The 11,025-nt window shown below is 35.2% G+C and carries 14 protein-coding genes and 1 riboswitch; of the genes, 8 read left to right on the forward strand and 6 right to left on the reverse strand.

Annotated features, from left to right (window positions below; translation table 11 throughout):
• Positions 1-64: 64 nt before the first annotated feature.
• Positions 65-238: riboswitch (FMN riboswitch) on the forward strand.
• A gap of 244 nt (positions 239-482) precedes the next feature.
• Entirely contained in the window at positions 483-1,058 is a 576-nt protein-coding gene (locus MKY07_RS06120) for an ECF transporter S component (RefSeq protein WP_014824338.1), read from the forward strand.
• Between the two features lie 177 nt (positions 1,059-1,235).
• A complete protein-coding gene (gene brnQ / locus MKY07_RS06125; RefSeq protein WP_339264082.1) occupies positions 1,236-2,588 on the forward strand; it encodes a branched-chain amino acid transport system II carrier protein in 1,353 nt (450 codons plus the stop codon).
• Positions 2,589-2,640: 52 nt separating this feature from the next.
• On the opposite strand, the gene MKY07_RS06130 is transcribed toward brnQ, so the two are convergent.
• Entirely contained in the window at positions 2,641-3,498 is an 858-nt protein-coding gene (locus tag MKY07_RS06130; protein ID WP_014824336.1) for a YitT family protein, read from the reverse strand.
• Between the two features lie 306 nt (positions 3,499-3,804).
• On the opposite strand from MKY07_RS06130, the gene MKY07_RS06135 reads away from it, so the two are divergent.
• On the forward strand, positions 3,805-4,200 hold the full coding sequence (locus MKY07_RS06135; protein ID WP_008408113.1) for a MerR family transcriptional regulator: 396 nt from the start codon (positions 3,805-3,807) through the stop codon (positions 4,198-4,200).
• 40 nt (positions 4,201-4,240) lie between these two features.
• Positions 4,241-5,587: a type I glutamate--ammonia ligase gene (gene glnA / locus MKY07_RS06140; protein WP_173364558.1), complete on the forward strand. Its 1,347-nt coding sequence runs from the start codon at positions 4,241-4,243 to the stop codon at positions 5,585-5,587.
• Here the strand turns inward: glnA and MKY07_RS06145 are convergent.
• The 5 genes from MKY07_RS06145 to MKY07_RS06165 all read right to left on the reverse strand — a co-directional run bounded on the left by MKY07_RS06145 (position 5,584) and on the right by MKY07_RS06165 (position 9,570).
• Positions 5,584-6,018 carry a hypothetical protein gene (locus MKY07_RS06145; RefSeq protein ID WP_339264084.1) on the reverse strand — a complete coding sequence of 145 codons (435 nt, stop codon included), beginning with the start codon at positions 6,016-6,018 and terminating at the stop codon, positions 5,584-5,586. The genes glnA and MKY07_RS06145 overlap by 4 nt on opposite strands.
• Positions 6,019-6,150: 132 nt before the next feature.
• On the reverse strand, positions 6,151-6,564 hold the full coding sequence (locus MKY07_RS06150; protein WP_339264085.1) for an ImmA/IrrE family metallo-endopeptidase: 414 nt from the start codon (positions 6,562-6,564) through the stop codon (positions 6,151-6,153).
• An 86-nt stretch (positions 6,565-6,650) separates the two neighbouring features.
• Positions 6,651-7,409, reverse strand: coding sequence for a hypothetical protein (locus tag MKY07_RS06155; RefSeq protein WP_339264087.1), 759 nt, complete (start codon positions 7,407-7,409; stop codon positions 6,651-6,653).
• Between the two features lie 291 nt (positions 7,410-7,700).
• Positions 7,701-8,966 carry a hypothetical protein gene (locus tag MKY07_RS06160; RefSeq protein ID WP_339264089.1) on the reverse strand — a complete coding sequence of 422 codons (1,266 nt, stop codon included), beginning with the start codon at positions 8,964-8,966 and terminating at the stop codon, positions 7,701-7,703.
• A gap of 238 nt (positions 8,967-9,204) precedes the next feature.
• Positions 9,205-9,570 (reverse strand): helix-turn-helix domain-containing protein, encoded by a 366-nt coding sequence (locus MKY07_RS06165; protein WP_339264091.1) that lies wholly within the window; start codon positions 9,568-9,570, stop codon positions 9,205-9,207.
• A gap of 178 nt (positions 9,571-9,748) precedes the next feature.
• On the opposite strand from MKY07_RS06165, the gene MKY07_RS06170 reads away from it, so the two are divergent.
• From MKY07_RS06170 to MKY07_RS06185, 4 genes are all read left to right on the forward strand, one after another.
• Entirely contained in the window at positions 9,749-9,979 is a 231-nt protein-coding gene (locus tag MKY07_RS06170; RefSeq protein WP_339264092.1) for an XRE family transcriptional regulator, read from the forward strand.
• 30 nt (positions 9,980-10,009) lie between these two features.
• Positions 10,010-10,273: a group-specific protein gene (locus MKY07_RS06175; RefSeq protein WP_339264093.1), complete on the forward strand. Its 264-nt coding sequence runs from the start codon at positions 10,010-10,012 to the stop codon at positions 10,271-10,273.
• Between the two features lie 109 nt (positions 10,274-10,382).
• Positions 10,383-10,664: a helix-turn-helix transcriptional regulator gene (locus MKY07_RS06180; RefSeq protein ID WP_339264095.1), complete on the forward strand. Its 282-nt coding sequence runs from the start codon at positions 10,383-10,385 to the stop codon at positions 10,662-10,664.
• A 147-nt stretch (positions 10,665-10,811) separates the two neighbouring features.
• Entirely contained in the window at positions 10,812-11,015 is a 204-nt protein-coding gene (locus MKY07_RS06185) for a hypothetical protein (RefSeq protein WP_339264097.1), read from the forward strand.
• The last annotated feature ends 10 nt before the right edge of the window (positions 11,016-11,025 follow it).

Raw genomic sequence — 11,025 nt, forward strand, 5'->3', positions numbered from 1 at the left:
CAATTCCTTTTTTTTATATATAATAAGAATTGTAGCAAGGTAATTGTTACATAATTTCATATTGATTCATCTTCGGGGCAGGGTGTAACTCCCGACCGGCGGTAATAAAAGTGATAACCTCTGACCATTTACTTGGAGGAAGTTATGTCAAACTTTTCGAGCCCGCGAGCCACTTTTGTGTGCAGGATTTGGTGCAATTCCAAAGCCGACAGTATAGTCTGGATGGGAGAAGGTGAAGGTACGGTCGTCATTTTTTTGAAAATGCCGTGCTTTGCAGTACTTATTTTCAAGTTCCTTATTTGTTGCGGAATATTTTTTCGTATACAAAAATCAGGAATTGCTGCAAATGCACTGATAGACCCTTTATTTAAGTGTGCCTATTTCTCCCTTATGCTCTATTTGAGTATAAGGGTTTTTTCATGAAATGATTTGATACGTCCTTTCTTCTTGCGAGATGGAATCAGCAAAGAGGAGAGATTTATATGCAAAAAAGAAGTTTAAAGTTACGATCATTCGTAACAATCGCAATGCTGAGTGGAGTTTCATTTGTTCTAATGTTGTTAAACTTCCCACTACCATGGTTCCCAGTGTTTTTACAAATTGATTTCAGTGATGTGCCAGCATTGATTGCGGCAATTACAATGGGTCCTGTTGCGGGTATTCTAGTTGAACTTGTCAAAAATGTGCTTGACTGGATTTACACAGGGGCTCCTGAAGGGATTCCGGTAGGTCATATGGCAAACTTTGCTACAGGTGTATTATTCATTTTACCAGCTTACTATATTTATAAAAAATTCCCTTCTGCAAAAGGGTTAATGACAGGCTTAGTGGTTTCTACGGTTGTTATGTCACTAGGAATGGCAGCATTAAATTATGTGGCGTTCTTACCGCTGTATACGTACTTACTAGGCTTCGAATATAATATGTACGAAACGATCGTACTGGGTATTTTACCATTTAATATTGTTAAAGGAATTATGATGATTGTTGTCGTGACGATGCTTTACCGTACAATGCGTGTATGGATTGAAAATCAGCGCCGACAATATTTGGCTTAATTAAATAATAAAATTTGGAGCGATGTCGTAAAAGTGTTAACTTTATGACACCGCTCCTTTTATATTTACTATTACTATTGTCATTCTGTTATAGGGCTGATATGATATTGTACATTGTTAAGAAAATTAGGACGTTTCATTAAAACACCATGAAATGACATCTTGGGAGAGAATATGATGGACAAAAAAATACCATTTTCAACCTATGCAGTAATCGGAACGATGCTGTTTGGTATGTTTTTTGGAGCGGGAAATTTAATATTTCCGATTCAAATGGGGCAATTGGCAGGAACGAATTATTGGTTTGCGCTAATTGGCTTTTTAGTTACGGCAATTGGTTTGCCGTTTTTAGGAATTCTGGCAATCGGATTGTCGGGAAGTAATGGATTGCGTGATTTGGCAAGTAAAGTACATCCGGTGTTTGGATTGTTTTTTGCATTGGCTTTATATTTAACAATCGGGCCGTTTTTTGCAATTCCACGTACAGCAACCGTACCGTTTGTCGTTGGATTTGAACCGTTTATCGATCCTTCACAGGCAACATTGTGGCTAGCGGTATTCAGTTTTATTTTCTTCACGATAGTTTTTTACTTTTCGTTAAATCCGGCGAAAATAATGGACATTATCGGAAAATACTTAACGCCAGCCTTTTTAATATTTTTATTTGTATTAATCGGAATTAGTCTATTTTCTCCGATGGGGAAATTTGTTGAGCCTGCTGGGGCTTATATTAACGAGGCGTTTATGACAGGATTTAAAGAAGGCTATAATACGATGGATGCACTTGCTTCACTTGCGTTCGGTATTGTAGTCATCCATGCGATTAAACGGACAGGTATTACAGATAAAAAAGAAATTGCAAAAGCGACTTGGAAATCGGGTATTTTTGCAATGGCATTAATGATGCTAATATACGGTCTGATTGCTTACATGGGAGCATCAAGTGTAACCGCTATTGGTACATTTGAAAATGGCGGGCAAATTTTTGCGGCTGTAGCTGATCATTACTTCGGCTCATACGGTGCGATTTTGTTGGCGATTATTATTGTACTTGCATGTTTGAAAACAAGTATTGGGCTCATTACTTCATGCAGTGAGTTTTTCCATGAAGTGTTTCCGAAAATCAGCTATAAGACATTTGTAGTGATGCTATGTGCTGTTTCTTTTATCATTGCGAACTTTGGGTTAACGAATATTATTACATATGCGGTTCCGGTGTTGATGTTCCTTTACCCGCTGGCAATTGTGTTAATAATCCTGGCACTTTTAGGACCGTTGTTTCACTATAAAAAACCTGTATTTACAGGTGCGATTGTGCTGGTATTCTTTATTAGTATAATTGATGGATACAATGCATTGATCGGTAGTATACCGGCATTTGAAGTAAGTTTGTTGTCATCTATTTCAACGATCTATGCGGACTACTTGCCGCTTTATTCAATTGGCTTAGGATGGATTGTACCGGCTGTAGTTGGAGCTGTTATCGGATTATGTATTCCGAATCGCAGCGGTGAAGTAAATACGAATTAAAAAAATGGGTGTGTAAGAGGAAAAATTTCCTTTTACACACCCGTTTTCTGTTTTAGTGGATATTTTGCTTTTTGAAGTTTCCGCCTTTAACTTCGACTACTTCGTACACCGTCACAAAGGCATTCGGATCGATTTCACGAATGATTCCTTTTATTTTGCTTTCCTCCATTCGGTTAATTACACAAGTGATTTCTTGGAATTCCTGATGCGAGTAAGCACCGTATACCGTATTGAATGTGGCGCTTCGTCCTAAGCGGTCCCGGATCGTTTCGACCATTTTAAGTGGCTCGTTCGTAATAATTTTGTATGTTTTAGAGCCGCTTAGTCCTTCTTCTACAATTATGATAACTTTCGATGCAATATAGTACGCAATTGCTGATAGCAAGGCACCTTTGAATCCGAAAACAAACGAAACGATAATGAAAACGAAAAAGTTTAAAAATAGAATGAGATCACTTGTACCAAAAGGGAGTTTTCTGGAAAGTAACACAGCAAGCATGTCTATCCCGTCGAGAGCCCCACCATTGCGGAGTGCTAAACCCATACCGATACCTAAAATGATCCCCCCTACAACTGTAATAAGCAACGCATCGCCAGTAATGATTGTTGGTACATGGTGCATAAGCGAAGTACCGATTGCTAATGATGCAATCCCGATAACAGAATTGATAGCAAATGTTTTTCCGATTTGTTTATATCCTAAATAAATAAACGGGATGTTTAGTAAGGCGATCAGCAGGCCTAATGATATTGGCGTTAGCTGAGAAATAACGATACTAATCCCCGTAATTCCGCCATCCGATACGTTATTTGGTATTAATACTGCTTCTAATCCATAAGCGGCGATTAAACCGCCAATAATAACAATGATTTTTTGTCCGATTGACTTTGCGATGTCTTGCTTCGACATAAAATTCCCCCTCAATTTGCATGGTAATAATTATACATGAATTTCGGCCAGATGACTTTTCAACGAGTAAATTAACCAACTTTTTTGCAAAAAAAATAGCATCAATGTATATAGTAATGAAATTTTACGTCATTTAATTACGGGATATGTACTGAAACGTAACATGGATTATAAAACCATTTAAGGGAATGTTCGAATTATGCGATAAGATCGTTCTAAAAAACGTATGTTAGTTTTTATAACATTGAATTGACAAGGGATATTACATTGGTTTAAAGTAAATGGTAAGAAGAGGGAGGCGAGATAATGAGTCGAGAGTTTCGAAGAGCTATGCCGTTACTGCCGATTAGCATGGTTATGCAATTGACAGAATTAACGGCCAGACAAATTCGCTATTATGAGGAACATGAACTAATCGTCCCTGCCAGATCAGAAGGGAATCGCCGGATGTTTTCTCTTGATGATATTGATGCATTGCTGGAAATAAGAGAGTTACTTGACCAGGGCATTAATATGGCGGGTGTCAAAAAGGTATTTGCAATGAGATCGAAAGAGTATGTAAAGAAACCTGACGTAGTACGCGTGACAGATACAGAATTGCGGACTATATTGCGTGAAGAAATGCTGCAGGCACAGCGCATGCAAAAAACATCGCTACGTCAAGGCGATTTATCGCGTTTCTTTCAATATAAAACTGAGTAGGACCAACTAAAAAGGAGAGTGTTGAAGTATGGCAAATGTAATGGTGAATGGAACAAGCAAAGCAACGAAAGAAAGCATTAAGAAAATTGTAGCAGATAAAAATGTTAAATTTATTCGTCTGCAATTTACCGATATTTTAGGAACAATTAAAAACGTTGAAATTCCGGTAAGTCAGTTAGACAAAGCACTGGATAACAAAATGATGTTTGACGGTTCTTCAATTGAAGGCTTCGTACGTATTGAAGAATCTGACATGTATTTGCGCCCGGACCTAGATACATTTATGATTTTCCCATGGACTGCAGAAAAAGGGAAAGTAGCCCGACTAATTTGTGACATCGCCCGTCCGGACGGCTCTCCTTTTGAAGGGGATCCTCGCTCTAACTTAAAAAGAATGTTAAAAGAAATGGAGGAATTAGGTTTTACAAGCTTTAACTTAGGACCTGAACCAGAATTCTTCTTATTTAAATTAGATGAAAAAGGCAACCCGACATTAGAGTTGAACGATGATGGTGGCTACTTCGACTTGGCACCGACAGATTTAGGGGAAAACTGCCGCCGCGATATCGTATTGGAATTGGAGGAAATGGGCTTTGAAATTGAAGCATCGCACCATGAAGTTGCTCCGGGTCAACACGAAATTGACTTCAAATATGCCAACGCGGTGGAAGCATGCGATAACATCCAAACATTCAAATTAGTAGTAAAAACAATTGCGCGTAAACATGGCTTACATGCGACATTTATGCCAAAACCATTATTCGGCGTGAACGGTTCAGGAATGCATTTCAACTTATCATTATTCCAAGGAAGCAAAAATGCGTTTTGGGATGAAGGGGAAGACTTACAGTTATCAAAAACGGCAAAACATTTCTTAGCAGGTGTATTAAAGCATGTTCAAGGATTTACAGCGGTGACGAATCCGACTGTCAACTCATACAAACGTTTAGTACCTGGCTACGAAGCACCTTGTTATGTGGCATGGTCACCAAAAAACCGTTCACCATTAGTACGTATTCCGGAATCTCGCGGTCTATCAACTCGTATTGAATTACGCTCAGTTGACCCATCTGCAAACCCTTACTTAGCAATGGCTGTTATTTTGGCTGCAGGATTGGATGGCGTAAAAAATGAAATCGAGCCACCAGCACCGGTTGACCGTAACATTTATGTGATGAATGCTGAAGAGCGTGCAGCTTATGGTATTGCAAGTTTACCAGGTTCATTGGATGCTGCATTAAGTACTTTAGCGAAAGATGAAGTAATCATCGATGCGTTAGGTGAACATATTTATGCAAACTTTAAAGAAGCAAAAGAAGTGGAGTTTGATATGTTCCGCACAACCGTTACTCAGTGGGAACGTGACCAATATATGAAGATGTACTAAGAGGGAAGCGTTGGGGCTGTTGGCTCCAACGCTTTTTTTGTTTTTACTGTCCACAAGCTGATTTTTCCTTGTCCACATTTGCCCACAAACTTTTTTATTACTAAGCCATTGGACAAATTTCCTGTAAGTACATATCTCCAAAAGCAAGGCCTGCATGATCGCGGAATTGTATTGCGGTATGTTTTATAAGTATTGGGCTTCAATTTATCTTTTACATAATTCTCAAGCCACATCTCTCCAAATACTTTAAAAAGCATTTTACCACCATAATGTTCGTTATTTTTTAATTCAACTTCTTTCTCCATGGCTGCTTTGCGAGCTTCTGGTTTCGAATGAAAGCCACTTTCCGAATACTCCGTCCACTCATCATTAAATCCTTTTACACGTATACGATAGGACCAATACTTGCCACGTTTGCGGAATGACGCCATACTACCATCTCCTTTACAAATTAAGCTTATATGTATTTCACTCATTAGAGAATCGAATTGGATATTCCAATTTGGCATATAATTTGTGTTGTGTTAAGTAATGCTGCAGTCGTTTCAATGCAAATTCATATTCTACATTGAAAAGTTTTTGTATTTCGTGACCGTCAAAAAATGTAAATCATAAATAGGTAAACGATCAAGCATGAAAGTAGGGATCGCTGCATGGTACATAAAACTGTTTGCCTTTGCTTCCTGGTACTCACGAAAGCTTGTAGGAATTTTGCTTTGGATGCCGGTATGAAATAGAACATGGGCGAGTTCGTGACAAAACTCCTGCCATTGTTGCTGAGGGGTTAGGGTTTCTTTTAATAATATAAATCCTTTATTGCCTGTAAAAAGAGCTTGGCTATCATCTGGCCAGTAAAACACATAAATCCCAAGTTGTTCGGCAATCGCTCGGAATTTTAGCTCCTGTGGCTTTGTAATGCCGATTTTCTCATAGAAGTTTTTGACGTAATCTTCGGTGTGCGTGTAATGCTGTGCCATCTAATCATCTCCAGTAAAACAAAGTAAGAACAAATGTTCGTAATTTAGTATATAATAAAACTCCACTATTTGGTAGTGGAGTTTTATTATTGAATATCACCGAATTTCTCTATTAATAGCTTTTCATGTCTACTGAATTCATTACTTGTTATTACACCTGCATTATGTAATTGGCAAAGTGAAGTATGAAGATTTTGGTTAAAAGGTACTGTAGCTTTTTCAAAACCAAAATCATCATTTGTTTCATGAAACAAACAATTATATTTTTGTTTCAATAATGTATAGAAATTATTAGTTTCTAAGCTTTTTAATTCTTTTAAAGTAAAACCAAGAATGATTGTTTCATCAGATAAAAACATTTTTCTTCTCTTTCCCTCACCAAGAGTCCACATATTTTTCCCTCGTCTAGAAAATGTCTTAATAGATGAAAATATTCCAGTACTACATTTGTTTCTTCTTAGTAATTCATTAAGATCTGCTACATCTCTTACAGAAATAGAATCTTTATGATTTTTAGATTCACAAATTATTTTATTACCTAAATGTTCCTTGATTAAAGCAGGTCGGAAAAAATCATTAAATGTAATTATATGATCGAACTGATTTCCGTTTAATATCACATTACTTTCAACCTCTGCGAAATTGAATTTTGAATAAATAAACGTCATTAAAGTTTCTAAAGAATTTCCTTTTAATTGTTTATTATTACTTTTAATCGAACTTTCTACATCTATTATAAGTTTGTTAAATTCGGGAAGTTCAGTATCCGTAAATGGAGACCAAAAAAAGCTGTCATCTGCATTATTAATAAAATCAATAATTTCTACATAATTATCAGGATTCAAACTATATCCTCCTTATTTAGAGGCAAAGTTTTAAAGAATACTTTTGTATTTTCAAAATTATATGTGCCATCACATCTTAAACATTGATATTTTTTATTATTTACGAAAGAAGCAAGTTTTTCTTGACTGTTAAAGCTAATGCTATGGGTCTCTTGGGTCTCTTCGTTACCCGTACAATCAATAACAAAAAATGGGGTAATTAATTTTCTATTAGATAGTTTGACTAATATCCCCTTTATGGAATCTAACTCAATATCTAATTCAAAAGCCAGATAACTAGGAGTTATAGTACTATTGGGAGGTATTATTGTTATTAATTCGTCCAACTGTTTCAGAAGGTTGGACGATAGCTTTAGATTCATCTCTTGATCTATACTTTTTAAGCTCGGATAATACATTATCTACAACCTCCTTTTTAGTTGTTTTATTTGATGTGTTTTTTAAGCACACATAATTATGTTCCTGAAAAATTTTATATGGATAACTTACTGATTCAAAGTTGTATATAATCCCTAGCCCAGAAGTTTGAGAGTTTGTAAGCATCATTTTGATAATTCTACGTGATTCATTAAATTCTATAGAATGTTCTTTGTTATTAGCAGTATAATTTGTTGTCCCTTTTTCTGAGAAATGCCAATAAATTTCAAAAGGTACATTATCACGGTGTGTATTATAACCATAAGCTAAAACAAGTTCATTTTCAATTAGCTCTTGTAACTCTTTTTTTACACGATTTCGAACACTTAGTTGTTTAAAAGCTTCATCTAGCTTTTGAAAACTATCTAAAAGGTTTGATATTTCAGTGGTAGTAATTTCCTTTGATTTCTGAGAAATTATATCATTGTGGTGATTATAATAATCATTAGTTATATGATGTAAGGTTTTTAATAACCACTTAGGTTGATTGAAATCTAGGTTACCTAATTTTATCTTTATAGATGAAGTTAGTATCGAAATAACAGTATCATATGCTCCTCTTTTTATATTTATGTTATTGAAAGTAACAATATTTGTTAAGGGAGGGAGAGACCAAATTAATTGATTTGTGTTTGCTAATACCCATGCATAGCAAAAATATTGTTCATTAATGAAAGTTGTTTCATTATCTTTAATGATAATTTTCTTTACAGGTACGATAAAAGTCATCAAAGTTTCATTTATACTTTTTTTATAATGAACTAATTCAATATTATTTAAATTAGATTTATTATAATCAAACAGATTTACTGTGTTAGATTTCAAATTTTTTTCTGTAAAAAATTTCTTGACTTGTGTTTGGGTAGCTTTACTTTCTGAAAGCTCAAATATAAATATATGATTGTCCCTGTTTAAAAAGTGATGAGAGCACCATTCATAATAATAATTTAAGTTTATAGTACCATTCATTAATTGATGTAATACATGTTGAGCTTTTATAGTTAAATTTTTCCCTTCAATTTTTAACTTAAAAGCACATTCTAAATCATCATAATTAGCTGTTTTCGCATTTAATGTTAATGCAGATAAATTGTCCTGTTGAGAATCAGTTAAGTCCAAGTATTTATCAATAGTATTCATGAAATTTTTCCTCCGAATTTATAGTAAGAAATTTAGTGAAAAAGAGATAAATAATATTTTGTTCTTTTAGGAGCGACAATCATTATAGTTTTACCTGGAAATGACTGGCGAACTATTTATTAATACCCATTAAATAGTTGTATTTTCCTGAGCACATTATACTACTTAGAAGCCAAAAAAAATTAGCCTTTCATTTATTTAATTTTGAAACAAATAGGCTGCCAGTTGACTGGTGAGCCTATTTGTTTTTTTCTGCTTTAATCATTTCCCAAATGGTACGTAACTTTCGAAGCTCTTCTTCATCTGATTTAGGGAGCTCCTTATACCAAACACCAAGCTCGGGATCATTAATAAATGCTTGGAACTCTTGTTCATCTTTTTCATGTGTTGAAAGTGCAGTGGTGTCTGTGCGGCCAAGAAGGTAATCTGTACTGACATCAAAGAAATCAGCTATCAATTGTAGGGTATCGTAATCAGGTTTTCGATCTCCACTTTCATATCTTGATAACACTGTATTGGAAACGCCAATTTTCTTAGCGAATTCAATTTGAGAAATGTTATTACGTTCACGTAAATATTTTATACGATAGCCTAATGACTCCAAATAATTCACCATCTTTAATTTTTTATTATTTAATATTAATTATTAGTTTAATATTACCATTTACCACAACGGTAAAAAATATAGTTACCAAAAAGGTAAAAATATATTGACTTTGCCAAATCGGTAATTTATATTTAAGTTAAAGTTACCGATAAGGTAATTGCGGGAGGTGTGTAATATGAAAAAACCTTTGGTAGTTAATCTTGATTTAATTAAACAAAAAAGAAGCAATAAGGATATCTCTATTGAAGAGATGTCAAAGTTCATGGGATATAAGGGTTATCAAGGTTACTACTATAAAGAAAATGGAATTCGGAAAATGAGTGCAGATGATATTGCAAAAATTAGTGCTATCTTATCTATTCCAATTAACGAGCTTTTTTTGAAATTTAAATTACCAAATCGGTAATTTTTATTGGTAAAGGAGGAGAGTGAAGCTATGTTCCAAATCGATAATAACTACGTAAAAGAAGTTTTTCGTCAGGAAGTTCGTAAAAAAATTGAGAACATTAGTCACACTACAATGTACTGGGATATGAAGGAACTTTGCAGACAGGTGAGCCTTAGCGAAACTACGGTTAAGGAAACCTTCTTTTACGAAGAAGGCTTTCCAAAATTCCGAGTCGGTATAAAGTGGCTTATTAATGCAAAACTCGCAGAGGAATTTCTTGCGAAGTGGTCAAGCCAGCAGCCTAACCATTAAGTGGGGTTAGTTGTGTAATTGTTGCTGTGTATTTCTTCTATATAAAAATTTTATACCAATTCATTCCATTTTAAAATTCCAATACGGAATATGAAAGGTGGTGAAATCGATGAATGTAAAGCTAGGTGCGTTATTAAAGGCATGCCGACAAAAAGCGGATATTTCGCAGTTTGAAATGGCAGCAAATATGAACCGATCTCAATCATGCATAAGCAAATTCGAAAATGATGAAAAGGTACCGGATGCTTATACACTGATGCAATGGGGCCAGCTCACGAACTGCTCGGAAGTTATTGTTGCATTCTTATATGGAATGGATGGGATTACGATTATTCAACAGTTGCTACCTATTATTGGAGCAATTGCAATGTGGACTGTAAGACTAATTTAAAGGAGTGTATTTCTTTTGGAACTATTAAAGAAAAACATAAAAAAGCCCAAGCGATCTAAAGAATCACTTGAGCGATATACTGAAAACTTTGGCGAGTCCTTCAGTAAATATTTATGTACTTCCATTATAACATATGGAGGAATGAAAATGGAAAAATTACAGCAATTTTTAGTGGACGAACAGGAAGTATTAGCAGACTTCTTATTAGATATGGAAAGTACAGAGGACAACAAGGAGTACGCGAGAGCTGCTGCTTTATGGTCGATGCAATCGGCGCGTGTTGGAGCGATTAAGGATGTACTGACTTTACTAGGTTATGGGTTGGATGAGGAACAAGGAGAACAATTATAACTCATTGAAG

Origin of the sequence: Solibacillus sp. FSL W7-1472, from assembly GCF_037969775.1 — a bacterium.
GTDB classification, from domain to species: Bacteria; Bacillota; Bacilli; order Bacillales_A; family Planococcaceae; genus Solibacillus; species Solibacillus silvestris.

What these genes read in the sequence shown, in the direction of transcription:
- MKY07_RS06130 (WP_014824336.1), bottom strand. Translation starts at nt 3,498, where the DNA reads ATGTCGAAGCAAGACATCGCAAAGTCAATCGGACAAAAAATCATTGTT.
- MKY07_RS06120 (WP_014824338.1), top strand. Translation starts at nt 483, where the DNA reads ATGCAAAAAAGAAGTTTAAAGTTACGATCATTCGTAACAATCGCAATG.
- MKY07_RS06145 (WP_339264084.1), bottom strand. Translation starts at nt 6,018, where the DNA reads ATGGCGTCATTCCGCAAACGTGGCAAGTATTGGTCCTATCGTATACGT.
- brnQ (WP_339264082.1), top strand. Translation starts at nt 1,236, where the DNA reads ATGGACAAAAAAATACCATTTTCAACCTATGCAGTAATCGGAACGATG.
- MKY07_RS06160 (WP_339264089.1), bottom strand. Translation starts at nt 8,966, where the DNA reads ATGAATACTATTGATAAATACTTGGACTTAACTGATTCTCAACAGGAC.
- MKY07_RS06185 (WP_339264097.1), top strand. Translation starts at nt 10,812, where the DNA reads ATGGAAAAATTACAGCAATTTTTAGTGGACGAACAGGAAGTATTAGCA.
- MKY07_RS06170 (WP_339264092.1), top strand. Translation starts at nt 9,749, where the DNA reads ATGAAAAAACCTTTGGTAGTTAATCTTGATTTAATTAAACAAAAAAGA.
- MKY07_RS06175 (WP_339264093.1), top strand. Translation starts at nt 10,010, where the DNA reads ATGTTCCAAATCGATAATAACTACGTAAAAGAAGTTTTTCGTCAGGAA.
- glnA (WP_173364558.1), top strand. Translation starts at nt 4,241, where the DNA reads ATGGTGAATGGAACAAGCAAAGCAACGAAAGAAAGCATTAAGAAAATT.
- MKY07_RS06135 (WP_008408113.1), top strand. Translation starts at nt 3,805, where the DNA reads ATGAGTCGAGAGTTTCGAAGAGCTATGCCGTTACTGCCGATTAGCATG.
- MKY07_RS06150 (WP_339264085.1), bottom strand. Translation starts at nt 6,564, where the DNA reads ATGGCACAGCATTACACGCACACCGAAGATTACGTCAAAAACTTCTAT.
- MKY07_RS06180 (WP_339264095.1), top strand. Translation starts at nt 10,383, where the DNA reads ATGAATGTAAAGCTAGGTGCGTTATTAAAGGCATGCCGACAAAAAGCG.